The sequence below is a fragment of the Nitrospinota bacterium genome, from assembly GCA_035528715.1.
Lineage (GTDB): Bacteria > JADFOP01 > JADFOP01 > DATKYB01 > DATKYB01 > DATKYB01.
The window spans coordinates 1-25,841 of record DATKYB010000093.1; the positions used below are offsets into that span (position 1 = coordinate 1).

Genomic DNA, 25,841 nt, shown 5'->3' on the forward strand with positions numbered 1-25,841 from the left:
TAATACCCTCTTTTTTCGTCGACCATCAAACTCACCATAAAAGATCTGCTCCCATGGCCCAAAGTCCAGCTTCCCATTGGTCAAAGCAACGACAACCTCTCGGCCCATGACCTGTCTTTTTAGATGGGCATCGCCATTGTCCTCACCTGTCCGATTATGCATATATTGTGATATGGGTTCGTGTGGTGCTAATTCCTCCAGCCATCTCTCATAATCCTGATGCAGGCCAGACTCATCATCATTGATAAACACAGATGCTGTTATGTGCATGGCATTTACCAACAAAAGACCCTCCTTGATTCTACTTTCTTTTAAACATTCATCGACCTGTGGTGTTATGTTGATGAAGGCCCGTCTTGTAGGCACATTAAACCACAATTCTTTTCGATAACTTTTCACCATATCCTCCTTTTTAGAGAGTTAAGATAATAAAGATCATGGAAGACCCTTTTAAGTCAAATCAAGAACGAATTTGATAATCCAAACAGCAATAAGTCCCATTAATACAGGAAAGACATCAAAGCCTATTATTCCATAAATCATTGATATTAATACTAGAAGAAAAAGTATAACCTGTTTGAATCCTTTTTTAAGATAAAATTTTGATAGATTTGTCATATTAAATAAAAATCTAATAAAAAGTTAATACCATTCTAACAAAGTTAATAATAGCAAGAATTCAATAAAAAATTCAACTGGATTAAAAAAAAGAGAAGTGGAATCAAAGCTTGAATCTGGATCAATGATTTTTTATCAAAGCAACTCAACTAAAAAAGCTTTTATCTTACCATTGAATCCTTTTTGATTTTAAGACATGCTGGGCAACTTTATCGCCCAATCTTGCAGCAGTTTTAAGGTTGTTAATAGCCTGTTCACTGTTGCCGAGTTTCTCATACGCTAGCCCGCGATTGGAATATGACTTTTTATCTTCTGGGTTAATTTCTATAAGCTTGTTATAGTCTTCGATAGCTTGATAATAGTTACCAATTATCTCATAAGCACTTCCCCGATTATGATATGCCGCTATATATTTTGGGTTTTCTTCTATTGCTCGATCATAGTCCCTAATGGCACGATGATAATCTCCAAGTTTCCTAAAAACAATCCCTCGATGATTATAAGCCTCTGCATATTTTGGGTTTTCCTCTATTGCTCGATCATAGTCTCGAATGGCACGATAGAATTTACCAATGTCTTGATAAACAATCCCACGACAAAAATAAGCCTCTGCTGATTTTGGGTTCAGCTCTATAGCCCTGTTATAGTCTCTGATGGCCTGATAATCGTCACCGAGGTTCTTCGAAACAGTCCCACGACCGATATAAGCCTCGGCGTATTCTATGTTCTGCTCTATGATCCTTGTATAGGCATCTTTTGTCTCTTTCAGATCAACAGAGGGTTCTAATGTATTCCCCTTTTCAGACCGGTCTTTTTCACCTAATCCTTTGATAGCTTTTTTGTATTCTTTAAGCTTCCTTATTATGTCTTGCCATTCCATTTTCATCTATAATTTCTTAGAATGAGAAGAACAATGGATATGATAAAAATCATTCTGGATTCTCAAGGAGAAGTAAAATCTAAACTTGAATCGATTGTATTAAATCAAAAAGACAGAACATCGTCAATATAATTTTGCGGTTCTTTTGTTTTCGATTTTACCCTCACTTCTTTTGGATTTCTGAGCAATACACCTGAGAAGTTATAAGATTATGTTTTATTAAATTAAAGCTTTATAAAAGAAAATTTCTAAAATCCTAAAAATTGCTTGACAATGGAGAAAACGAAACATATTATTCCTACTAAAAAGGTAGGGAATAAAATTTTAAAAACACAGGTAAATTAATGAGAATTTCCGCAAAAGGTGAATATGCACTGAGAGCTCTTCATTATCTGTCGCTAAACTATGGAAAGGGGCTCATTCATATTAAAGATATTGCTGAAAACCAGAAGATTCCTTTAAAATTTTTAGAAGGAATTTTGCTTAAGCTAAAAAATGCTGGTTATCTAAGTAGCAAAAGAGGTGCGAGAGGAGGATATTTCCTTGCAAAACCACCAGGAAGTATAAACATAGCGGAGATCATGAGGAGTATGGACATCCCCTTAACACCGATTGATTGTGTCAATGATAATGCTTCCAACCTTTGTGATCACAAAGAAAACTGTGATTTAATATGGTTATGGAGAGATATCAAGAATAAGGTCGAGGAGATTTTAGAAAATACCACCTTTGAAGACTTATGCGTAAAGAACAAAAATCAATCCAAAAGGATTGCTATCTGATGATTAAAAACTTATCAATTACTGAAGAGGAGCACTGTGATGTTTAGACAGATCAAAGGGGATATAGAAGCAGTCTTTGAAAGAGACCCAGCAGCCAAAAGTGTTTTGGAAATTCTCTTTTGTTATCCAGGTCTCCATGCATTAATATTTCATCGTATTGCCCATTTCTTCTGGAGAAAAAAACTTCTCTTTTTAGGTAGATTTATTTCTCATATTGGAAGATTGCTGACTGGTATTGAGATCCATCCCGGGGCAAAGATAGGTTCTGGTTTTTTTATAGATCATGGAATGGGAGTGGTTATAGGGGAAACAGCAGAAATAGGTGATAATTGTACCCTTTACCATGGTGTAACCCTTGGAGGAACAAGCCTGAAAAAAGAAAAACGTCATCCTACTCTGGGAAACAATGTTGTGGTTGGAGCTGGTGCAAAGTTACTGGGCCCTTTTATGGTTGGTGATAATAGTAAGATCGGGGCTAATTCGGTTGTAATTAATGAGGTGCCTCCAAATTCTACTGTGGTAGGAATTCCTGGTAAAGTCGTATTTAAAGGAGAAAAAAAGGCAGAAGACAAGGTGGATCTCAATCACCATGTACTCCCCGATCCTCAAGCAAAGGCTCTTAAATGTCTGGTTAATAAAATTTTAGAAATGGAAAAAGAAATCGCTAAGTTAAAAAAAGATTCTTTAGAGCTCTATAAATAGTTTTTGAAATAAAAAATTGGGCATGAAAAAGGAGGGATATTACAAGAATGAAAAAGTTTTATCTAGATAATAATGCAACGACTCCATTGGACCCTGAAGTTCTTGAAGCAATGATGCCTTTTCTGAAGGAAGATTTCGGGAATCCATCCAGTGTCCATCAGTTTGGCAGAACGATAAGGGTAAAGGTTGAAGAGGCAAGGGAAAAGGTGGCAGAAATCCTGGGCGCAGATCCTTTAGAAATTGTATTTACAAGTTGTGGTAGTGAATCGAATAATATGGCGTTAAAGGGTGTATATAAAAAGAATTGTAATCATATTATTACCTCCCAGATAGAACACCCTTGTATAATAGAAACATGTAATTTTTTAGAAAAACACGGATATGAGGTAACCTATGTCTCAGTAGATAAATATGGAACCGTTAATCCTCAGGAGATTGAAGACTCGATAAAAGAAAATACGCTCCTTATAACAATTATGCACGGCAATAATGAAATAGGGACGATCCAGCCTGTAAAGGAGATTGGTGAAATAGCAAAAAGACACGAAGTCTATTTTCATACAGATGCCGTCCAAAGCGTGGGAAAGGTACCTACTAAAGTCGATGATTTAGGTGTTGATCTCTTAAGCTTATCCGGGCATAAACTTCACGGTCCGAAAGGAATAGGTGCCATCTATATAAGAAAGAAGACCAGAATGCATCCCTTAATAATCGGAGGACATCAAGAAAGAAAAAGACGTGGAGGAACTGAAAATGTTCCGGGAATAATAGGGCTTGGAAAGGCATGTGAAATTGCTCAAAGGGAGATGGAAAACGAATTGAAAAGACTTACTTCCATGAGGGAATCCCTATTTAAGGGTATAATGGAAAAGATACCTCATGTTCAATTAAATGGTCATCCGACAAACAGGCTTCCTACAACCCTTAATATGAGCTTCAAATATGTAGAAGGAGAATCCCTGTTAATCAATTTAGACCTGAAGGGTGTTGCAGTTTCTACAGGATCAGCCTGCAGCTCAGGATCTTTGGAACCTTCTCATGTATTATTAGCCATGAAAATACCTCCTGAGGTAATACACGGTTCCCTGAGATTTAGCCTTGGAAGGTTTAATAAAGAGGAAGATATAGATTATGTGTTAGAAGTCTTACCTCCAATTGTTGAAAAGATGAGGGAGATGTCTCCTCTTTGGGAAGAGAAAAAAACTGTTATGGGTAAATAAATTCAGGAAAGGAAAGGCATATGTATACAGAAAAAGTCATGGATCATTTTACAAATCCACGAAATGTTGGTGAGATAGAGGATGCGGATGGTGTTGGCACTGTAGGCAATCCAGCTTGCGGAGATATAATGAAGATTTTTATTAAGGTAAAAGATAATGTGATTGAAGATATCAAATTTAAAACCTTTGGTTGCGGGGCTGCAATAGCAAGCAGCTCAGTAGCTACTGAATTAATCAAAGGCAAAACCATTGAAGAGGCATTAAAACTAACAAACAAGGTGGTAATAGAAGCCCTTGGTGGTTTGCCAAAAGAAAAGTTACATTGCTCTGTATTAGCAGAAGATGCCCTTAAATCAGCAATAGAAGATTATCAAAAAAAGCAAAACAAATAGTTTTAAAAAGAGATTTTCATTAGTATTTATTTTTGAAATAATCATCTAAAATCTTTGGATGGTCAAAAACAATTCTATCTGGAAGGTCTTCTTCTCCAAACAAACCGATATCCTTAGCATCTGAATCTGCCTCAGCCACACCATCACCCTTCGCTATAAAAACTGTACTGATATTATGCTGTCTAGGGTCTCTTTTGGGGTCAGAGTATGTATGAAACTGTCTTATGAGTCTGATATCTAAAGAGGTTTCCTCTTTTGCTTCTCTAATAGCGGCTCTCTCAAGGGATTCGCCATAATCAACATATCCCCCTGGAAGAGCCCAGCCTTTGGGGGGGTTTGCCCTATTAATTAATATGATCTTGTTATTTTCCATCTCTATAATGATATCAACAGTGACAAAAGGAGTCTTGTATACATGAACTACCTCACCACAGTTCTGGCATTTTTTTATATCTAGACTCATATTTTCAGCTCTCCTCTTATTGATTAATCATGCTTGATTTTTATATTCTTATATAATATATTAAATTGAAAAGAAAGAGTCTTAAGACAAGACCGAACATTAAGTTCGGTCTTTTATTTATTATAGAACAAAGGATATAATCATAGCAATGGATATAAATGAAAGAGATATTTTGAAGATTTTGAAAGAAGCAGGTCATAGGCTGTTTCTATAAAAGAGCTTATAAGTAGGCTTCAGGTTCCTGTTGAAAAGAGGAGTAGTTTCAGAAAGATGATTAAAAGAATGAATATTGAATCAAAGATAGTAAGGGTAAAAGGATCACGGTATTCCCTCCAGGAAAACAGGAATTTAATTACAGGAAGAATCCAGGCACACCCTGATGGCTACGCCTTTTTAATCCCGGAAAAAAAAGAAGAGCCTGATATTTATATAAGCCCCAGAAACTTGAGAAATGCCATGCATGGAGACAGTGTTATAATAAGAATAGAGTCAATGAGAAGGGGAGAAAGAAGAGAGGGTATAGTCTTAAAGGTAGTGGAGAGGGCCCACTCAATTGTTATAGGAGCTTATTATCTCGATGGAAAGGCAGCCTATGTCATTCCAGAAGACAGAAGGATATTCCAGCATTTCTATATCCCCAAGAAAAATCGTTCCTCCGCTAAAAAAGGCCAGATTGTTAAGGTAGAGATAACCAGTTATCCAACCCTAAGATATAATGCCGAAGGAAAGATAATCGATATTTTGGGCTATTCTGATGACCCAAATGTTGAAATCGATATTGTGGTTCATAAGTATGACCTTCCACTCAAGTTTCCAAAAAAGGTATTAAAAGAGGCAGAAGAATGTCCTCTACAAATAAACCCTGAAGAAATTGAGAAGAGGGTAGATCTTCGAGGACTCATAACCTTTACCATTGACGGGGAGACAGCAAAAGACTTTGATGATGCTGTTTCCATTGAGAAATTAAAAAATGGAAATATAAGATTAGGGGTCCATATTGCCGATGTCAGCTATTATGTAAAAGAAAATAGTGAGCTTGACAAAGAGGCCTATAAAAGAGGAACAAGTGTTTATTTCCCTGACAGGGCTATCCCCATGCTTCCAGAACGCCTATCCAATGGGATATGCAGCCTTAATCCAATGGAAGAGCGCCTCACGATGAGTGCGATGATGGATTTTGATAAAAAGGGAAATATGAGAAGCTATGAGATTCTGGATACGGTTATAAAGAGCAGGGAACGGATGACCTATACAGATGTTGCCAGGATACTTGATGGGGGTAAAACCCTTATGAAAAAGTACAAAGGCATAAAAGATGAGCTTTTCTTGATGAAAGACCTAACAGAGATACTGGGAAAGAGGAGACTGGCTGAGGGGAGCATTGACTTTGACCTTCCTGAGGCTGATGTGATTTTGGATATGAATGGAAAAATAGAGAATATTATCAAAGCAGAAAGAACCATCGCTCACAAGATGATAGAGGAATTCATGCTGGCTGCAAATAAGACCGTTGCAAGCCATCTCTTCTGGATAGAAATTCCTTCGCTTTATAGGGTTCACGATAAGCCTGACCCCTTAAAAATAGAGGTGTTCAATGAGTTTGTCCACGGGTTTGGTTACCGGATAAAAGGTAAAGGGAACATCCATTCTAAGTCCCTACAGCATATATTGGAAAAAATAAAAGGAAGGCCAGAAGAGAGGCTTATAAACACCATCCTTCTTCGGTCGATGAAGAAGGCCAGATATTCAGAAGAAAATTTAGGACACTTTGCCCTTGCCTTTGACAATTATACCCATTTCACATCTCCCATAAGAAGATATCCAGACCTTACGGTTCATAGACTTTTAAGGATAGCAAGAAAAAAGGGAAGGCTTTCGAAAAAGAGAATAAAAGAGCTGGAAGAGACCCTTCCAAAAATAGCCGAGCAATCTTCCAATAGAGAGAGGCTCGCTGATGAAGCAGAAAGAGAAATTGTTGATTTAAAAAAGGCACAGTTCATGTTAAATAAGATTGGAGAGGAATATTTTGGATATATCTCAGGTGTTACCCCTTTTGGTTTTTTTGTAGAACTGGAAGACCTGTTTGTGGAAGGGCTTGTGCATGTAACTAATCTTCAGGATGATTATTACATTTATTTAGAAAACCAGCACATGCTCAAGGGAGAATCCAGAGGGAAAACCTATCGCCTGGGAGACAGGGTATATGTCAGGGTAGCAAATGTCAGTCTTGAGAAGAGAGAAATAGACTTTTCCCTGTTGAAAAAATCCCTTTAAAGGAGTATATTTAGATTGTTTAAGCAATAATTAAGGCGTTTCAATGGTTTCTCAAAAGATTATATGCAAAAACAAAAAGGCATCTCATGATTATCACCTGAGTGAAACCTATGAGGCAGGGATTGTCCTTAAAGGAACAGAGGTAAAATCTCTAAGGGAAGGAAAAGTAAACCTAAAAGAAAGTTATGCCTCCATAGAGGGGGGAGAGGTCTATCTTTATAACTGCCATATCAGTCCCTATTCTCACGGCAGCGATGCTAACCATAACCCCTTAAGAACAAAAAAGCTCTTATTTCATAAAAAAGAGATCAAGAAACTTACAGGAAAGATAAAGGAAAAGGGCCTTACCCTTATTCCTTTAAAACTCTATTTTTTAAATGGAATTGCCAAGATTGAGATGGCCCTTGCAAAGGGAAAGAAGCTCTACGATAAGCGAGAGGATATGAAGATGAAAGACGCTAAGAAGGATATTGAAAGGGCCTTTAAAAATAGACAAAGAATTTAAGAAAAAGGGGGGCGATAGGTTTCGACGGGGATAGTTGAAGCTAAGGTTGCATGCCGAGGTCCCATTGGCTCGTAAAACAAATGGGAAACTACAACTGCAAACTCACATGAGTATGCACTAGCTGCTTAAAGCGCAGCTACGTCCTTTCTGTTCTCGCCCGTGGGATGGAAAAGGGCGTCAAATAGCGGGCTAGTCTTTTCTTCCATGTCTAGGGGGAGTAAAGGCGAAATCTTACTAGGCTAGTACCTCCTTAATCCCGTTCCAGGGGAGTTTGGAGGTATGAAATCTAAAACCTGGAATAAGCATGTAGATATCTTAGTGGAAGATTTCCGGACGCGGGTTCGATTCCCGCCGCCTCCACCAAAAAATCAGCTACAAAAAGCAGAACGATAATAGTTGCAGTGGGTTGTTAGGTCAAATTTAAATCTTGTATATGGTCTCGAATGTGATTTATTGAAAAAGCATAACCAATACCTACATTTGCAGAGCGTTTTAGATTCCTTGCAATTTTTTCCATAGCAGCTTGAGAAGCTCTTAATCCTTGAATCGGGTCTATTCCACGGACTTTAATAACGGCCTTAGTTTTAGTTTGCGATAGGATTCTTTGATTGTTTTGTAGGGTTGCAATTAAATTATCAAATTCTTGTTCGATTATTCCTGTAATTGCTCTTGTGATAATCCCAACAACTTTGCCAGATGCTAAAGAAATTAATGGGCCTCCTGAATTGCCGCCATTAACACTCCCATCAATTTGAATAATTGTTTTTTCCTGTTTTTCATGAATACTTGAAATATAGCCCATATGAGCAGTTAATTGAGGCATACCAAAGGGAAATCCTAAAAATAATATTTTTTCTCCTACTGAGACATCTGAAGAATCACCGAATTCAAATTTATGTCTACCCTCGAATTCTGGCTCTGCTAAATTTATAAAAGCATAATCTCTTTCAGATTCCTGCGATTCTGCTAAGGTGGCATTATAAAGGTCTTCCGGCAGTAAACGTATTTTTTGCTCTGTGTCTTCGAATCGAATTCTTATTGCATCAATATGGCCGGGAGGACGAATAACGTGGCTGTTTGTTACAAGCCCACCATGGACGAGAAAGGCACTACCATTTCCTAAAACTTCGCGATCTTTTTCAAAAGCTATTTCAGCTACTCCAGATCTTATTTGTGCAATTAGTTCTATAGCTGACATTTTTTATGTCTAAGGATTAATATACGAATTTCTTAATCTAACTTCTTTTAATATCAATAGCTTATCAATTAAATATATATTGTCAAGATTTTCAGTAAAACGAATGGAAGAATTGTTTTAAAATTCGTCAAAGCTGAGCTGCACGGTTTACCACTTCCGATTCCACGCAGTGGTTAGCATAATCTGTATATATCCTCTGGATATAAATACAAATAAATCCTTTCAAAACCAGATGTCAGAGTCCTAACACTGCTTGAATCTATTAGATGATACATCCCGGAGGCTTTAGTTCTATCCGCTACGAGAAGCAACATGACTGAATTATAATCCTTCTTATATACCGGAAGCAGTTCCTCTTTCTCAGCAATAGCTTCGATAAGTTCTACTGAGAGTAAGCCGCGAGACCAACCCACAGCATTATTAACACATATCCATCTTGGAGTGATGCCAGAAGGTAATGTTGTAGCATGTAAAAACCTGATATGTTTTTTGCCTGGTATTCTAATGTGCCTCAAAGGCTGGTCCGATAAATTAGCTGCTTCGATCAGTTCCACAATTTGGTTAGCAACATTCTGTTTGCCTTTACCTCCATGAGGAAGGGCTTGCGTTAAAAAGGCTTTGACATTGATCGGAATGGGATTGCGTTGAAAGTAGATTTCTTTGGCCATGATCAAAAGGCCAGAGCGAAAAGATTCCAATTCAGCGGTCTTTGATCCACCTTTACCTCGGATGTTCTTGAAAATCCCACTAACTTCGATTCCCTTCGTCTTAGAACTATGGACAATTTCAAAATCCGGATCCTCTCGCTTCTTTTCAACAACCTGAATGTTTAATCCAGATTTGTTGATAAATTGATCTAAATAGAAACGTTCTTGATTTTTGTCCATTTTTATCGCCAACAATTAATATACGAATTTCTTAATCTAACTTCTTGTAATATCAATAGCTTATCACTTAAATGTAAATTGTCAAGATTTTCAGCTAAATAGACTGGTATATTCCCGCTTTATATTTAGATAGTGCTAATGAAAGAGATTCGATTCGCGCAAGGTGCAGCTATACAGAATGAGGTGGATCTGTTAATTGGGAGGCTATTTAGCCTCTGCTTTTACATAAATCTCTTTTGGTGCAGTTCTGAAGTATTTGTAGAGGGCAGAACAAAGCCAGCCTTCGGCTTTGAATTTCTCTGAATAATACCAATTGCCTGATGCATCCTTTCTCTTCCAGACAAGCTTGTCATCGTATCCGGGGAACTCCTGTGCTGAGAATGTAAGTCTGAACCCTTTGTCTGCATCTGGAATGTCAGCAACAAGCTTGTCTATCAATTCAGGAATTCCGGCAACGAAGGGCTCCTTTGATAATCCCCGGCTGGAGTCGTCAAAAACCCATGTTCCAGCATGACGATAAGGTGCTATGACCAGCAGGGAGTTTGATGTTGGTGCAACTGGCTCTTGACGACAGCCGAAAATGAATAGAACGATAACCAATGTGACAAGTATCTTTCTCATGTTATCTTTTCTCCTAACAATTAACATACGAATCTCTTAATTTAACTTACCTAATATCAACAGCTTATCAATTAAATATAAATTGTCAAGATTTTCAGTAAAACGAATGGAAAAAATTGTTTTAAAATTTGTCAAAGCAGAATGGTAGTCAGGTGCAGCGCCTTGTTATGGGTTCAACTTTGTGATTCAGTATCTTATGAAAAAAGGCAAAGCCATCAAAACAATACCAATAAGAATGATTAAAAAAATGTTGGAGACAAAATAAGGAAAAGCTATGAGTGCAACACCAGAAAGTAAAGCAACCCCCTTTTGCTGTTTTTTACCATATATAAAATAACCAATTCCAATAGAACCAAATAATATACCCCAGATTATTGTTGCCGAGCTATCCATTGTGTTTTCCTACCTGTTTTCTTTTTTTTCGTTAACACATAACAATTTATATACGAATTTTTTAATCTAACTTCTTTTAATATCAATAGTTTATCATTTAAATATAAATTGTCAAGATTTTCCATAAATCGATTTGACATAATACAAAGTAACTCATACAATCAAACATAAGAAGGGAGCCTTTAGCTATGAAAAGATACATAAAATTAATTATTGTTGCTGCTGTTGTGATTGTTTTCAGCCAAATAGGATATAGTGAAAATCTGTTTAATCAAAAAGATACTTTAACTCAGGTTTCTACAATTGATGCATTATTAAGCGGAGTTTACGACGGAGGAATGACTATAAAAGAGTTGAAGAAATATGGTGATCTAGGTTTAGGTAGTTTTAACAGCCTAGACGGAGAAATGCTTGCCATTGACGGTCGATTCTACCAAGTAACTTCAGATGGCAGAGCCAAACAAGCTGATATCAACATGAAAACCCCATTTGCCGCAGTTACTTTTTTCGAAGTAGATCATAGAGTTGACCTTCGGCACGGTGTAAATTTCAACTCTTTTAAAAAACAAATGGATAATATGATTTCCACACCTAATATTTTTTATGCAATCAGGATCGAAGGCGTATTCAAAGCGATGAAGACAAGAAGCGTCCCAAAACAAAGCAAACCTTACGAACCACTCAAAGAGATAGTGAGGAATCAGCCGGTTTTCAACTTTAAGAATGTAAAAGGAACCATGGTCGGTTTTCGATGTCCTCCGTACGTGAAAGGTATAAATTTACCCGGTTATCATCTTCATTTTCTGACTGAAGATGGTAAGGCAGGAGGACATGTGCTTGAGTTCATGGTTCAGGAAGCTGTTCTTAAAGTCGATGAGACATCGAGGTTCTCGATAATTCTCCCCCAAAATAAGGCTTTTTATGACGCTGATTTAACCTCTGATAAACAAGCAGATTTGAAAAAGATCGAAAGATAATCTGATTTAAATTGGATCAAGCATATTCCTGTGAAAATAGGTTCGAAATTTGGTCCAGAAGCACCACCATTACCTAGTTTTCTCCCATAGTTCAATCGGTCCTTGAGTCAATTTAAAAAGCGGATGAATATCTACTTTTTTAATCTTACTGAGTTTATTGTATCTTTCTCTATCTCTCTTGATCAGCTTTAATTTTAAGTGTTTTATCTCATATCCTATTTGGTGATCTGTTATTAAAATCTTTTTACCCACCCTTCTATTAAAATAATTTATTTTACTCTTATCAAAATGATAACCTCTTTTTTCAGCTTCTTTATAGACAATACTCAAATAAGAACCGATAAGCTTTAGCGAATCCTTAACCCCTTTAAATCTCACCAGTTGTGGATGATTCCTATAGCCTTTTGTGCCCCCTTCCAAAACTTTTTGAGCAAGTAGCCCTTCTCTCCACAAAGCAATTAATCCAGCTTTATCCAAATATTTTGGATGAATCGACCATAAACGCATATTTTTTGAAAAATTCTCTCTTATTTGTTTTCCCAAAAACTCTATCTTTTATATTTTTCCCAAAGTTTTTGAAACTGCCTTTCGTAGATTTCTGCAACCATTTTATCTTTCATAACAATATAATTCTCATCATTATATTCAGTCCCACTCCTTGTATGATTATAACTCCCTGTATATACAATGATCCCGTCAATGATAGCAAATTTATTGTGCATAAGGCTTAAAGGTCCATCCTTGACCACCTCAATACCAGCTTCTTCTAGTTTCTCGTCATCAGAGTGGATATCTAGAGCCTTTTCGTCATCCATGATCACCTTAACCTCTACTCCTCTTTTATGAGCATTTATCAAGGCCCTTGCAATATCATTTTTTGTAAGGGTATAAATGGCAAGATGAATGGACTTTTGAGCATTTTTATACAAATTGATGATTGGTCGGTGAGCCCTCTTTCCTGGTGGAAAATATATCCCCAAAACCTCTGCAGAAGAAGGAGAGATATATAAAAAAACGAATGATAATAGAAATATAGGAATAAGTCTCTTTTTTATCATCTTAATCCTCCTAAAAATGGCAATTTATTTTGAATTCATTATTTATATGATTACATTTAATGTCAAGACAAAGATATCATCGGGTTATTCTAATCAAATCTTATAAAGGATTTAAATCTGAGCAAAATAACCTTAAAAACTATTACTTTTGTGTTGACAAATTGAAATATATATTATATATTGAGAATACTCGTTCTAAATTAAGAATTTTATTATAAAAAATAGAAGGAGGTTTTATGAGCACTCTGAGTCGGAAGGAAAGGGAATATCTGGCAAGGAGGGATGAGATCTTAGAGAGTGCACAGAAACTCTTTGCTCAGAAAGGATTTTTTAAAACCACGATTCAGGATATTGCCAGAGAATCTGAATTTGCTATTGCCACGTTATACAATTTTTTTAAGAGCAAAGACGAGCTCTACTCAGCATTGATCGAGAGGAAAACCGAAAATCTCTTCAAGTTCATTCAAGAGAGTGCCCTCAATCAAGAGGGAATCAAAAAAATAGATAATGTTGTTTATGCCGTTCTTGAATTTTTCGAAAACGATAAAGACTTCTTCAAACTCTATGTGATTGAGCGAAGCGGTTTTGAATGGGATATTCGCTCTGAAATAGGTGAGCGATGCCATAAGATGTATTTAGAGTACATAGAGTTTCTAAAAAGCGTGATTGAGGAGTCCATTGAAAGGGGAGAATTGAGGGAGAGAAGCCCTTGGGATATCTCATTTTTTCTATCTGGGATTATTAATTCCTTTATCTTTCAATGGGTTAACAGTCCAAAACCCTATTCATTACTCGATAAACACAAAACCATCATGGAGCTTTTTTTATCTGGGGTAAAAAAGGAATAGTCTATCACTGATAAGAGGGAGAAAAACGTAAATGGTAAAAGCAAAAAGAATATATTTGGTTTCAATAGTTATCTTACTTTTTTTGGTAGGACCTGCCTGCGGCCAGTCTCCAAAAAATAATCAGAAAAAACAACAAAAGCCTCAGGGGCCTCCACCTGCCATAGTAGAGGTTGTCCCTGTGCAGAAGAGGCCTGTCCAGTCTATGATCCAGCTTGTAGGCACTGTTGAATCTCCAAGGATATCTTTAGTCAGCTCTGAGGTAGAGGGGCTTGTTAAGGATATCTTTTTTGATGAAGGTGACTTTGTAAATAAGAGAGCCCTTTTGGTTGCAATAGAAGACTCCCAGCTCAAGATTCTGCTGGAGGATGCAAAGGAGAAGGTAGTTGAGAACAAAGCCCTTTGGGAAAAAGCAGTTGATGAGCTCAAAAGAAATGATGAACTCTACAAGAAAAAGGTTATATCGGAAAGGGTTTACATTGATTCAAAATTGAATACCGACGCTGTAAAGAGTGCTTATAACCGGAGTAAAATAGCCGTGGAATTGCTTGAGGACAGGATGGGAAAGAAGAGAATTTTTAGTCCCTTTGCTGGTGTGGTCATAGAGAAGTTTGTTGAAAGGGGAGAATGGATAGAAAAGGGAAAAAACGTTGTCAAACTGGTCCAGATTGATCCCTTGAGGATTGAGGTTCTTGTTCCGGAAGAGGTGATACCTAAGGTTAAGAAGGGAGACCTGGTCAGCGTCAGGTTTGATGCATTGAATCACGGAAATACCGAGGGAAAGATTTCTTTTATCCTCCCTGTTGCCGATCCAAAAACCAGAACCTATCCTTTAAGGATAGAGCTTAAGAATCCTGACAGAAAATACAAGGTCGGAATGGTCGCCCGCGTATCCCTCTTTTATGGAAAAAAGGAAGAGGTGCTCATGGTTCCCCAGGATGCTCTGACGATTTTTGGAAATAACAAGATCATAACTATCGTGACTAAGGAGAAGACCGCTAAAATGGTCCCTGTTCTTGTAGGAAGAAACATAAAGGGCTGGCTCGAGGTCAAGGGAGAGGTATCAGAAAATGACCACGTGGTTGTCCGGGGGAACGAGCGTCTCATGCCAGGACAACCTGTTATGATTATTGAAAAAAAGAGAGAGGGATAACAGATTGGACCCGATTCAATTTGCCATTAAGAAACCAGTTACGATCATTGTGGGGGTTATTCTCCTCACACTCTTCGGGATGATTTCTATTTTCAGACTCCCTATGCAGCTCACCCCTGACGTGGACAAACCGGAGATCACCGTCACCACCACATGGGAGGGAGCAAGCCCACAAGAGATTGAGAGGGAGATTATTGAGGAGCAGGAGGACAAACTCAAATCGATCCAGAACCTCAAGAAGATGACGAGTGTGAGCACGAGAGGCCAGAGTGAGATCACCCTTGAATTTTATATTGGGACCGATTTGTCCCGCGCCCTTCTTGATACATCGGAAAAATTAAGGCAGGTTCCAAAATATCCTGAGAATGTGGATGAGCCTATCGTTGAATCGGGCACTACAGCAGTGCAGAGAGCCATTGCATGGTTTATCCTCAAGAGCAATCCACCTCGAGACGACATTGCCACGATGTTTGATCTGATCAATGATTATATTAAACCAATACTCGAGCGGGTTCCTGGGGTCAGTTCCATCAATATCCGGGGAGGAGTTGAAAGAGAGGTTCATGTTCAGATCGACCCCGTGAGGCTGGCATCGAGAAAACTCACCCTTGCAGAGATAAGAGACACCCTTACAAAGCGAAATATCAATATCTCTGGAGGGGACATTGAGCATGGAAAAAGGTCCTACACCATAAGAACCGTTGGTCAGTATGAGACTCTGGATAGCCTCATGAAAACGGTTATTGTCCGTAATAATGACCGGACTATCTATCTGAAGGATGTGGCTGAAGCAAAATTCGGTTACAAGGAGCAGGAGTTAGTTGGTCGTTCACAGGCCGAACCAACCATTGCCATGAACGCAACAAGGGAGAGTGGAAGCAATGTCATGGAAGTTATGGCCGGTCTGAAAAGGGAACTCAAAAAGATAAACGCTAATATTCTGGAGCCGAAAGGTCTTCGCTTCGAACAGGTCTATGATGAAACAGAATACATACAGAGCGCTATTGACCTTGTTCTTCAAAACCTTTATGTTGGTGGAACCCTGGCTATTATTGTTCTTCTTGTCTTTCTCGGTAATATCAGAAGCACAATTATTGTAGCCTTTGCCATACCGATCAGTATTATCGGGACCTTTCTTCTTATGGTTCTCTTTGGAAGAAACCTGAATGTGATAAGCCTTGCGGGAATGGCCTTTGCTGTTGGGATGGTTGTGGACAATTCCATTGTGGTCTCGGAAAATATATACCGGCATGTCCAGATGGGAAAATCGACCTTTGAGGCAAGCCTAGACGGCGCCAGAGAGGTCTGGGGAGCTGTGCTCGCCAGCACATTAACAACGCTGGCTGTATTTATTCCTGTTGTATTCGTAAGAGAGGAGGCCGGTCAGCTCTTCAAGGATATTGCCATTGCCATCTCCTCTGCTGTAGGTCTTTCCCTTTTTGTATCTGTTCTCTTCATACCCATGTTTGCATCCCAGATTGAGATAAAAGAAGAGAAAAATGCGAAAAGGTTAAAAAAATTATTAAAGGGATTGCATCAAATGGCAGCCTCTTTTCAGGATTTTGTGTGCAATCTCATTTCATCTATCAACAAGAGCTTTAAAAAAAGAATTGTAACGATTGTTGGACTTACAGGATTATCAATAGTGATCAGTATTCTGCTTCTTCCCCCCATGACCTATCTCCCCGCAGGCAATCAGAATCTCGTCATAGGCTTTCTTATTACCCCACCTGGATACAGCAAAGAAGAGTTTACAAGCATGGGAAAAAAGATCGAAAAATATCTCAAGCCTTACTGGAAAGCAGAGCTGGGAAGCAAGGAGGCAAAAAAGCTCGACGGTCCCCCTATCAAGCACTTCTTCTATGTATCCTTTGGACAGAATGTTTTTATGGGTTTAAGAAGCAAAGACCCAAGAAGGGTCAAGCCCTTGGAAAGGGTAGTCATGAATGCCAGTTCTCAGATCCCAGGGGTTCTCTCCTTTGCCTTTCAGCGCTCTCTCTTTGAGCGGGGAATCACAGGAGGAAACTCCATTGAACTTGAGATCAGCGGAGATGATATGGAAGAGATTAAAAAAACAGGACTCATGCTCATGCCTGAGATTACAAAGACGCTCGGATTCCCAAGACCGGATCCCCCGAATTTCAATCTGGGAGGGGCTGAGATAGAGATTCAACTGGATGAAGAGAGGACTGCTGAAATGGGACTGAATGTCCAGGAGGCAGGCTTTGTTGTGAGGACCATGGTGGATGGCGCTGTGATAGGTGATTTCTGGGATGGAGGAGACAAGATCGATTTAAAGCTGATCTCTTCCACAGGGACTGTTAAAACAACCGATGACCTGGAAGCAATTCCGGTTGCCATTAGCAACGGCCGTCTGGTTCCCCTCTCTACCTTTGCCCGTTTCATAAGGACAGAATCTCCTACCCAGATAAATCATATTGAAGAGAGAAGGGCAGTAACCCTCGTTGTTTCGCCACCATCCAGTATGGAGCTTTCCACAGCCATGGAAAAAATCGAAAAAGAAATCATAGAGCCAATGAGACAAAAGGGGCTCATATCCAATCAGATACAAACAACGCTTGCGGGAACAGCTGATAAGCTCAAAACAGCCTTTGAAGACCTTAAGTGGAATTTCTTGCTGGCCATTGTCATCACCTATCTCCTTATGGCGTCTTTGTTTGAATCCTTTTTCTATCCCTTTGTCATTATGTTCAGTGTGCCTTTGGCAGCAGTAGGCGGGATTATCGGTCTCTTTATTGTTCATTCTATTACGGGTCAGCAGATGGATGTTCTTACAATGCTCGGATTTGTTATCCTTATTGGTATCGTAGTCAATAATGCCATTTTGATTGTTCATCAATCCCTGAACTTTATCAGAGACCATCAAATGGAGCCTCAGAAAGCTATCGTAGAGAGTGTAAGAACAAGGATTCGGCCGATATTTATGAGTACCACCACCAGTGTTTTTGCCATGACGCCTCTAGTCCTCTTCCCAGGTGCTGGGAGCGAGCTTTATCGAGGCCTTGGAAGCGTTGTTATTGGCGGGCTAATCGTATCAACTATCTTTACTCTTCTTGTAGTCCCCTCACTCTTTAGCCTTGTATTGTCATTAAAAGAAAAAAGAAGTTCATAAGATTAGAAGGACAATCTAAAAATTGAAACAGTATTTTAGCATGATTCTATTTCTTTCTTTGATGGGGTGTGCTTCTCTAAATCTGTTGTCACCATTTACCGATTCAATCATTAATCTTAGAACAGGGGAAGAAGTTTCTTTTAACACTCTTATTCATAATATAAAAAATGTCCGCGTTGTTATTATAGGGGAGACCCACAATCAAAAAAGACATCATGATATACAACTAAAGATTATTCAGGAAATCCACAGAAAAAATTCTCTTATCACTGTAGGTATGGAAATGTTCCAGCAAAAAAGCAATGAATATCTTGAGAAGTGGTCTTACTGGAAGTTAGATGAAATAGAGATGAAATTGCTCTTTAGTAAAAACTGGACCAAAACATATTATCCCCTCTATGTGGATATACTTCGCTTTATTCGTGATGAAAGCATACCTCTAATCGGACTGAATATACCAAGAAAAGTTACGCACAAAATAGCAACAAAAGGGTTTAAATCCCTGTCTAAGGAAGAGCGCTCAAGCCTTCCCCGTGTTTCCTGTGATATCCCACAAAACTATCGAAGCTATCTTGAAGAGGTTTATGAGCTCAATTCTCACAAGAAAGGTAGCTTTGAAAATTTTTGCGAAGCTCAGGTTCTTTGGGATAGTGTTATGGCTTATCATGCTGTTCAATTTTTAAAAGAAAACCAAGACTATCAATTGATTATCTTGGCTGGCAGCATCCATGCGCAGCGTTTGGGCATACTTGCTCGCATCAGGGAAAGAATGAATGTCACTGCTCGGATTATTATTCCTAAAGCAGGTGAAGATCAAGATGATAGGAAAATTACTAATGCTGAGGCTGATTATCTGTGGATTATGAATGATTAAGGGATTTATTCTTATTATCTGCAAAAGCAATGCTAATGCATCTCACTATTATTTCTTCTTGCCATCTTGCGTTTGACTTCAATGAAGTAGTGATGGAGATGATTAAATCCCATGAGGGTATTAAGACCCCTGATGTTCCTGATAACACGCATCATTTTTGATACAGGAACTTCTGCTGGCTCTTTTATGTTATTAAAATAGCTTATTGATATCAGGCGCAATAAGAAAGAGATTAAAAAGACGAAGTGCAAGCGATAGATTTCAAAAGATAATATCTCTACCCTCCATTGGCTGAAATATTGAGCTGCCATTCCTCCTATGATAGGAGCAATGGCAGCGATGAGCCCTCCTATGGCATTAAAATAGGAGATATAGATAGATTTATGTTCTTTAGGTGATAATCTAAGGAGCAGGTTGCTTGTGCATAAATTCAGACCCGCCCAGAAGAAACCAGCTGTTAGGTGTACGAGGATTAAAAAGCCGATTGATTCACGTGTAATGAAGATCCATAAGAAAGGTATAAAGCTAGCAATATAACCATTAAACAATATAACCGGCTTATTTCCGTATCTGTCTGATAAAATTCCCCATAATCTCATCCCAACGATATCGGCTAAAATCGAGATAATAGCCATCTCTGAAATCAATGTATAACTGAGTTTTAAATCCTGAATCATATAAACCGTAAAAAAAGGTGAGACAAAATGAACGGAGAAAGACCAGAATGCAGTAAAAAAAATGTATCTTTTGAAATTCGGATCCTTAAGAGGCAAGGAAATTCCCTTGAAGAATGAAATCCTTTCTCTTTGAACCGTAAACGGTGGTTCAGGAATTTTTTTCAAAAAAACAATGCTTATGAGTCCAAAAAAGAGGGCAGCTAGAAAAATAAAGATAAACCCATTATTAAGATTCCCTTCATAATTTATCTTCCAATAATCTAAGAACCTTCCTCCCAAAAGGGTCACGAGAAGTCCGGCAATTCCGCACATAATATTTCTCTTGGAAAAATATCTGCCGCGGATGTCTTCCTTAACAAGGTCCGACATCCATGAGAGCCAGGAAACAACGCTGATGGAGGCGGACACATAAGAGATCGCAATGATAATAATGACGAAAGATATCAGATAAGAGGGTTTTTCCGGTTGTGAATAGAGGAGTAATGAAAAAACTATCAGGATCCAGATACCGCGGGCGATTCCAGAAAATCCTATAGAAACCTCTCTTCTCTTTCTGGTCTTTTCTATGATATAGGACGATAAGAGCTGGGCTGAATTTGCCAAAAGGGGTATCGAGGCAATCAATCCGATTTGAAGCTCGTTCGCACCGATATAAAGGGCAAAGGATATGAGAAAGATACCTCCAGTAAGCGTCCCAAAGAGGTTAGCAAATATTCCATCGATTATTGAGTACCTTAATCCCTTGTTAATATCACTCTGAGAGAGAAGATTTTCCATGAAGTAGGTACCTTAAAAACTATTCATTTAACTGAGACATGACCATAAGTAAATGCTTGAGATACGTATATCAGCAGTTTTCATGATGATATCAATCTTCTTTTTTACTCCAATGTTCTTTATGATTTACAGCAAGATTTTTAAGAAAAAGGAGCGGTTGCATAAATCAGATCTAATTTAAAGAGGGGGTTCATCCTTTTTTAGGAGAACCCCCTCTTGGTTTTTTATTATAAAATCACTTCTTTGAACAGGTGCTACATGCACTGGGAGAAGGAGTACAGGAACCACATGCTGAGCTAACTGAGCTTGTAAAGCTATCCCCACTCTTCATACCGAAAAGGGAGAATTTCTTTTCCAGTTTTTTGCTCCCGCATTTGGGGCATTCTGTCTTACTTTTATTACTTTTTACCAAGCATTCGAAATCAAGATTACAATCCTTACAGGTAAATTCAAAAATAGGCATTCTTATTCAGCTCCTCCTTCAATTTTGTATGCTATTTGGGTATCTTTTTCCAGTCAGAGAGAAACTTCTCTATGCCCTTATCCGTTAAGGGATGCTTTACCAGTTGTTCAATAACATTAAAAGGGATTGTCGCAACATGGGCCCCTATCATGGCAGCATCAACAACATGAAGGGGATTTCTTATACTCGCTACAATCACCTCTGTGAAAAAACCGTAGTTTTCATAGATCGTGACGATCTGCTCGACCAAGTCCATACCGATATGACTGATATCATCCAGCCTCCCCACAAAAGGGCTAACATAGGTTGCGCCGGCCTTTGCAGCCAATATTGCCTGATTGGGAGAAAAGATAAGGGTGACGTTGGTCTTAATCCCTTCTTCTTTTAATCTCTTTACTGCTTTGAGACCTTCCCATGTCATGGGTATCTTAACAACGATATTCTTATGTATGGCTGAGAGATTCCTTGCTTCTTTTATAAGCTCTTCACAGGTATCACTTACTGCTTCCGCACTAATAGGGCCATCCACGATTTTGCAAATCTCTTGAAGAACCTCCCTGTAGTCCTTCCCTTCTTTGGATACGAGAGTTGGATTTGTGGTAACCCCATCAATAATACCCATGCTGGTTGCTTCCTCAATCTCTTTTATATTTGCAGTATCTATAAAGAGTTTCATTTATCTCCCCTCATATTATGTGAACTTAAAAAATCCTTGGGTAAATATACTATATCTTATTTAAAAAGACAAATCGATTTTGAAGGATAAATGAAATGGGTTTTGAAACCTAAACTGACTAATTATAAGAACCTGGGTTTAGGCCTAGTTTCCCCAATTACCTAAAAAATAAAGTTCAACATTAGAATGATCGGATAAACCCTACGTTGTTACCAGACATGGCATTAGGCGGCATACTCATCACATACCCCGTGGTATTCACTGCCTGCTGCGATGGTTTGGTAACATGAACTACAAGATGCATCGGCTGATTTTGCAGCATTTCAGGGTTAACCGGAAAAAGTGTGCCCAGTCCCCTGACACCTGCCACTGCATTAGAGAAACCCATCTGCTTCCAGATGCCGTCGTTCTCTTTCGGTACAGCGAATGTTCCGAGAATGTTACTGCCGCTCTCGCTCCAGCCGCCCTCCTTATGTTCGATCTGTTCTCCACCAGACCACCTGGTATATGTCCAGCTTACTGTCAGCGTCCATTCTTGATAAAGTTCATAAATGTCGTAGAGGACAGGCCCTGCTTTGTTGCCCTTATCATCCATGAGATAGACCGCCTGGAATGTCCCCTTGTCGGGCGAGTCAAGAATCGTTGTGCTGATACGAAGCCCATCCGGCGTCATCTTTCCACCGACCTTAATTTTTGTGCCGGTTGCAGGATCAGTGAAGACTCTCTTTACAGTCTCGGGAACCGGGTCTTCAGCAAGCTCCGGTTCGCTGTCGCCAACATCATCCCCCCGTCCTCCGAAGCTCATCGGACCGAGGCCCCCCAGCATCCCGCCAAGAGCACCCCCTACTGTTTCCACGACTTTTTGCTTCGTTTGTGCGCCGGTGCCGACTGCGGAGTTGCTTCCTACGTTTATCGGCTCAGCAGCCTTCTCTATAACGGAAACTACGTCTTTACTAAAGGTGGAGAAGCCACCGCCAAGATCCATGGAGAAACGTGACCAAGGCTCGCCACCCGTTGTTGCTGGAATTTCATGCTTGAGATTGAGACCCATTGGAGCTGCAGTGTCAATCTTGAGAGGAGCCGGTTCAAGAGTAACTTTCAGGGACTTGCCGTACGATTCTTCAGGCAGATCGAATTCTGCGCGCCCATTTTCATCTGTCGTGGATTTTGCTATTGGTTTTCCCTCTGCTGTCTCTATAACTACAGTAGCGTTAGGCACTGACTGACCGTTATTTGTTATGATCGCATCACGGGCAACGGCAAATACTAACTGCGGCATACAGAAGATAGTGAAGGTTACAACAACAATAAAAACGGCAATGTATGATAATTTAAATTTTGCTTCTCTCATTTCTCTCCTCCTTTCTTTTAATATTTACCTATGAAATGCCTGATATAATTAATTGTATAAAACCGGTAACTATTTATTATCCCAGCTTCAGATTGAACCTCGACTCTCTTTTAAAACCGTTTTGATGCTCCACAATCAGGCGCAGCGTCCATTCCTTAGCACCACTGAAATGCTTTGGAGGGATAAGAGCAAGCTGCCCGATGTTGACCGGCGCAGTAATATCATCAGACACCTTGACCCACTCCTTTGGGTTATTCCCCTGCCCGGCTTCGATCCAGGCGCGTTTGAAATTATTCGCCATGGCGCGTCCTGAAACCTCGATAAAAAACTTCCCCTCCTTTTTTGTTCCCCCCACTTTAAAGATGCGTGAGAGCACATAAAAATCGGGGTCTGCCTTCATGGCAGCTTTGGCATCGAGAAGCCCGTATCCTGTGAACTGATCCCATCCCGGCATATCGATGTCTCTTGATGAATGGAGGATCATACGCGTTACCTGCATACCACTTAGCTTCGGGTTTTTCGATAGGATGAGCGATGCCACACCACTGACAAAGGGTGCAGAAAAGGATGTTCCAGTGACGCGGTAATAATCTTTGTCCTTGCCAACAAAGGCAGTTCCAGGCTTGTAGTCCTTCTTCTCGAATTTTAGAAGGTCTGTCCTCTTTGCGCGAAGAGAGAGAATATCAACTCCAGGAGCAGCGATATCAACATTGGTTCCCCAGCCAGAATAGCCCACCCTCTTATCATCGGGCCCTGTGGCTGCGACCGTGACAACCCCCGGAAGCCCGGCAGGCGAAAACTCCTTTGTATTCACTCCCTCATTTCCCGCAGCAGCAACCACGATTACTCCTTTTCTCCTCGCGTAGTTAACTGCCAGGAGTTCCATGCGGTTGAGGCGCTTTCCTCCGATGCTGATGTTGATAACGCGGGCACCGTTGTTAACAGCATAAATGATGGCTTTGGCAATATCAAAAGCCCAGCCCCTGCCGTCCCACTCCATGGCCTTAATCGGCATAATCTTCGCCCAAGGGTTAACACCAGCAATGCCAATCTTGTTATTTGTCAATGCGGCAATAATGCCGGCTGTGATGGTGCCGTGCCCGTTGATATCCCGTATGTCGTTGCTCTTATCAACAAAGTTCCACCCGTAAACATCATCGACATAGCCGTTCTTATCATCATCCTTGCCATTATTGGGGATTTCCTTCTCATTTTTCCATAGTGATGAAGAAATCTCAGGATGAGACCTGTCAATGCCAGTATCAATAACAGCAACAATAACAGGCTTTGCCTTTTTGGGCCACAATGACTTTAGCCTTTCTGGGCTTGGCTTAAAGCCTATGCGGCGCAGGCCCCACTGGTCAAGATAGCTCTGACCCCAGCTTCCGCGGCTCTTGAACAGAGGGTCATTCGGAAATGTCTCAGACTGCTGGATGCTGCGGGGGTCGTCAAAAAAAGCAATGCTCCACCCAAATTTACTTTCAAAAGCCGGTTTCTTAGGCATAGAAATGTAAAAACCAAAGCTATCGACTGCATCGACGCCTGGATCATCCCCAAAATCCTCCATCTCTTCTACCCAGTCCAAAAGCCCACCAAGTCCAGATTTCTGCCAGGCAAAAAGCCCACCAAGTCCATATTTCTGCCAGACCTCAACTGATCTTTCAAAATCATTTCTTAGAGTTTCAGACAGATTCAGATTTCTTAGAACTTCAGATTTTGGCGTCAAATAAACCTCAAAAGCTCTCTCTAAATCAATATACTGCACTACAGTATCGATTTCTCCAACTTTTACTGTCTGAGGCTCGCTCTCTGAACCAGCACCTACAAAAATATTTATTGGCTGAAGATGCTGTGCAACACTCTCGATTCCTTTATCTTTTTCTATCTCTTCTGGTAGCTTCCATTCTCCCTCATGAAAAACTTTTCTACTCAGACGAAAACCTTCTGTTCCAAAAAAGGGTTCTGTCTTAATCGATACTGTATAGGGATCGACTCCTTCTTTTTCTAAATTTTTAGCGAAGTTAGTTAACATTAAATAGCCCCAACCAGCTTTTATCTTAGGGTCAGGTTTCTGCATCAAATACTCTAAAGCAGTACCAAGTGACCTGCCATACTCTTCTGAATATTTACTCTCATCAATATCAACAGTATCAGCAGTAAAATAATCTACTCCAAAACGTATTTCATGATCACCTCCAAAGGGAATGGTTCCAAGGCGAATCGGCGTTTGCTTGAGCTGAACACCTCCTTTTTTGTTGAGGTCCTCCCCTTTAAGATAAGCAGCTTTAAAACCTGGGGCATCAATGATATAGTCATACCCGGCATTGATCTTCCAATCTTCCTTGACTACCTCTATTGACTTGTCTTTCGGGGCGTCTTCGCTTGGAATCTCAATGACAACCGAGTCGATCGGCTTACCTGTTGTATCCGTGATGGAAAGCTTCCCTTTTTCCACAGCTTCTCCTGCCGAAAAAAGAAAGAATACAAGAAAAGCGGATGTTAGAATTGAAATGATAAAAGAGAGGGGTTTTTGTTTTTGTTGACACAAAAAACCTCTTAAAAACAATAAAAAATGTTCTATTTCTTGAACCATTGCTATTTCCCCTTTTAATATTTATAATAAACTTATCAAAACAGCTCTGACCCCGGCTTTCTACGGCTCTTGAACAGAGGGCCATTCGGAAATGTTTCAGCCTCCTGGATGCTGCGGAGGTCGTCTTTAATGATGAGAGGTTTCCGATCCCAGGTTCTCCCCCCTGACCAGAAATCTAATCCAGGCATATTAAAAGTTTTATCGACACCCGGGTCATCCGGTATTACATCTTTGAAAAGATCTGGACGAATATCTTTAAAAAGATCTGGACGAGATAAAAGCCTCTCTTGCTTCTTCCGCCGTTCCCAATACGGTTCGCCAAAATGCAC

General features: G+C 39.6%; 26 protein-coding genes and 1 other RNA gene. 12 read left to right on the forward strand and 15 right to left on the reverse strand.

The features are described 5' to 3' along the window. Together VMW81_06710 and VMW81_06715 are read right to left on the reverse strand one after the other, a co-directional pair. On the reverse strand, positions 1-399 hold a 399-nt coding region (locus VMW81_06710; protein HUU50631.1), incomplete at its 3' end, for a secondary thiamine-phosphate synthase enzyme YjbQ. Between the two features lie 385 nt (positions 400-784). Then, a complete protein-coding gene (locus VMW81_06715) occupies positions 785-1,504 on the reverse strand; it encodes a tetratricopeptide repeat protein (GenBank protein HUU50632.1) in 720 nt (239 codons plus the stop codon). Between the two features lie 338 nt (positions 1,505-1,842). Between VMW81_06715 and VMW81_06720 the strand changes: the two genes are divergently transcribed. From VMW81_06720 to nifU, 4 genes are read left to right on the forward strand one after another with little or no spacing between them, the layout of a single operon-like run. Continuing rightward, positions 1,843-2,280 carry an Rrf2 family transcriptional regulator gene (locus VMW81_06720; GenBank protein HUU50633.1) on the forward strand — a complete coding sequence of 146 codons (438 nt, stop codon included), beginning with the start codon at positions 1,843-1,845 and terminating at the stop codon, positions 2,278-2,280. A 21-nt stretch (positions 2,281-2,301) separates the two neighbouring features. Then, complete coding sequence (gene cysE / locus VMW81_06725; protein ID HUU50634.1) at positions 2,302-2,982, forward strand: serine O-acetyltransferase; 681 nt, start codon at positions 2,302-2,304, stop codon at positions 2,980-2,982. Between the two features lie 47 nt (positions 2,983-3,029). Then, positions 3,030-4,202, forward strand: coding sequence for a cysteine desulfurase NifS (nifS, locus tag VMW81_06730; GenBank protein ID HUU50635.1), 1,173 nt, complete (start codon positions 3,030-3,032; stop codon positions 4,200-4,202). A 20-nt stretch (positions 4,203-4,222) separates the two neighbouring features. Then, positions 4,223-4,594, forward strand: a complete 372-nt coding sequence (gene nifU / locus VMW81_06735) for a Fe-S cluster assembly scaffold protein NifU (GenBank protein ID HUU50636.1) — start codon at positions 4,223-4,225, stop codon at positions 4,592-4,594. A gap of 19 nt (positions 4,595-4,613) precedes the next feature. On the opposite strand, the gene VMW81_06740 is transcribed toward nifU, so the two are convergent. Further along, entirely contained in the window at positions 4,614-5,057 is a 444-nt protein-coding gene (locus VMW81_06740; protein ID HUU50637.1) for an NUDIX hydrolase, read from the reverse strand. A 222-nt stretch (positions 5,058-5,279) separates the two neighbouring features. Between VMW81_06740 and rnr the strand changes: the two genes are divergently transcribed. The 3 genes from rnr (at position 5,280) to ssrA (ending at position 8,199) form a co-directional block, all read left to right on the forward strand. Then, positions 5,280-7,331: a ribonuclease R gene (gene rnr / locus VMW81_06745; protein HUU50638.1), complete on the forward strand. Its 2,052-nt coding sequence runs from the start codon at positions 5,280-5,282 to the stop codon at positions 7,329-7,331. A 43-nt stretch (positions 7,332-7,374) separates the two neighbouring features. Beyond that, entirely contained in the window at positions 7,375-7,836 is a 462-nt protein-coding gene (gene smpB / locus VMW81_06750; protein ID HUU50639.1) for an SsrA-binding protein SmpB, read from the forward strand. 7 nt (positions 7,837-7,843) lie between these two features. After that, positions 7,844-8,199: a transfer-messenger RNA gene (gene ssrA / locus VMW81_06755) on the forward strand. Between the two features lie 46 nt (positions 8,200-8,245). Here the strand turns inward: ssrA and VMW81_06760 are convergent. The 4 genes from VMW81_06760 to VMW81_06775 form a co-directional block, all read right to left on the reverse strand. After that, on the reverse strand, positions 8,246-9,034 hold the full coding sequence (locus VMW81_06760) for a serine protease (GenBank protein ID HUU50640.1): 789 nt from the start codon (positions 9,032-9,034) through the stop codon (positions 8,246-8,248). Positions 9,035-9,207: 173 nt separating this feature from the next. Then, positions 9,208-9,921, reverse strand: a complete 714-nt coding sequence (locus tag VMW81_06765; GenBank protein HUU50641.1) for a hypothetical protein — start codon at positions 9,919-9,921, stop codon at positions 9,208-9,210. Positions 9,922-10,125: 204 nt separating this feature from the next. Next, on the reverse strand, positions 10,126-10,569 hold the full coding sequence (locus VMW81_06770; GenBank protein ID HUU50642.1) for a DUF6717 family protein: 444 nt from the start codon (positions 10,567-10,569) through the stop codon (positions 10,126-10,128). Between the two features lie 159 nt (positions 10,570-10,728). Then, positions 10,729-10,935, reverse strand: a complete 207-nt coding sequence (locus VMW81_06775) for a hypothetical protein (protein HUU50643.1) — start codon at positions 10,933-10,935, stop codon at positions 10,729-10,731. Positions 10,936-11,123: 188 nt separating this feature from the next. Here VMW81_06775 and budA point away from each other — a divergent pair, with 188 nt between their 5' ends. Beyond that, a complete protein-coding gene (budA, locus tag VMW81_06780) occupies positions 11,124-11,912 on the forward strand; it encodes an acetolactate decarboxylase (GenBank protein HUU50644.1) in 789 nt (262 codons plus the stop codon). A 69-nt stretch (positions 11,913-11,981) separates the two neighbouring features. On the opposite strand, the gene VMW81_06785 is transcribed toward budA, so the two are convergent. Together VMW81_06785 and VMW81_06790 are read right to left on the reverse strand one after the other, a co-directional pair. Beyond that, positions 11,982-12,419 (reverse strand): pyrimidine dimer DNA glycosylase/endonuclease V, encoded by a 438-nt coding sequence (locus tag VMW81_06785; GenBank protein HUU50645.1) that lies wholly within the window; start codon positions 12,417-12,419, stop codon positions 11,982-11,984. A gap of 41 nt (positions 12,420-12,460) precedes the next feature. Beyond that, the gene (locus VMW81_06790) at positions 12,461-12,970 is read right to left on the reverse strand and encodes a phospholipase D-like domain-containing protein (protein ID HUU50646.1); all 510 of its coding nucleotides are present in this window, start codon (positions 12,968-12,970) and stop codon (positions 12,461-12,463) included. A 236-nt stretch (positions 12,971-13,206) separates the two neighbouring features. Here VMW81_06790 and VMW81_06795 point away from each other — a divergent pair, with 236 nt between their 5' ends. Genes VMW81_06795 through VMW81_06810 form a run of 4 tightly spaced genes read left to right on the forward strand, consistent with a single transcriptional unit; the run spans position 13,207 to position 18,975 of the window. Beyond that, on the forward strand, positions 13,207-13,818 hold the full coding sequence (locus tag VMW81_06795; protein HUU50647.1) for a TetR/AcrR family transcriptional regulator: 612 nt from the start codon (positions 13,207-13,209) through the stop codon (positions 13,816-13,818). Between the two features lie 31 nt (positions 13,819-13,849). Next, positions 13,850-14,968, forward strand: a complete 1,119-nt coding sequence (locus tag VMW81_06800; protein HUU50648.1) for an efflux RND transporter periplasmic adaptor subunit — start codon at positions 13,850-13,852, stop codon at positions 14,966-14,968. 4 nt (positions 14,969-14,972) lie between these two features. Next, entirely contained in the window at positions 14,973-18,101 is a 3,129-nt protein-coding gene (locus tag VMW81_06805) for an efflux RND transporter permease subunit (GenBank protein HUU50649.1), read from the forward strand. A gap of 22 nt (positions 18,102-18,123) precedes the next feature. Beyond that, the gene (locus VMW81_06810) at positions 18,124-18,975 is read left to right on the forward strand and encodes a ChaN family lipoprotein (protein HUU50650.1); all 852 of its coding nucleotides are present in this window, start codon (positions 18,124-18,126) and stop codon (positions 18,973-18,975) included. Between the two features lie 32 nt (positions 18,976-19,007). Here the strand turns inward: VMW81_06810 and VMW81_06815 are convergent, their stop codons facing one another. The 6 genes from VMW81_06815 to VMW81_06840 all read right to left on the reverse strand — a co-directional run. Further along, positions 19,008-20,429: an MFS transporter gene (locus VMW81_06815; protein HUU50651.1), complete on the reverse strand. Its 1,422-nt coding sequence runs from the start codon at positions 20,427-20,429 to the stop codon at positions 19,008-19,010. 235 nt (positions 20,430-20,664) lie between these two features. Then, a complete protein-coding gene (locus tag VMW81_06820) occupies positions 20,665-20,892 on the reverse strand; it encodes a zinc ribbon domain-containing protein (GenBank protein ID HUU50652.1) in 228 nt (75 codons plus the stop codon). Positions 20,893-20,923: 31 nt separating this feature from the next. Then, positions 20,924-21,568 carry a fructose-6-phosphate aldolase gene (gene fsa / locus VMW81_06825; GenBank protein ID HUU50653.1) on the reverse strand — a complete coding sequence of 215 codons (645 nt, stop codon included), beginning with the start codon at positions 21,566-21,568 and terminating at the stop codon, positions 20,924-20,926. A 181-nt stretch (positions 21,569-21,749) separates the two neighbouring features. Then, entirely contained in the window at positions 21,750-22,919 is a 1,170-nt protein-coding gene (locus VMW81_06830) for a hypothetical protein (GenBank protein ID HUU50654.1), read from the reverse strand. 76 nt (positions 22,920-22,995) lie between these two features. After that, a complete protein-coding gene (locus tag VMW81_06835) occupies positions 22,996-25,374 on the reverse strand; it encodes a S8 family peptidase (protein ID HUU50655.1) in 2,379 nt (792 codons plus the stop codon). Between the two features lie 173 nt (positions 25,375-25,547). Next, positions 25,548-25,841, reverse strand: a 294-nt coding sequence (locus VMW81_06840) for a hypothetical protein (GenBank protein HUU50656.1), incomplete at its 5' end; no start/stop codon positions are given.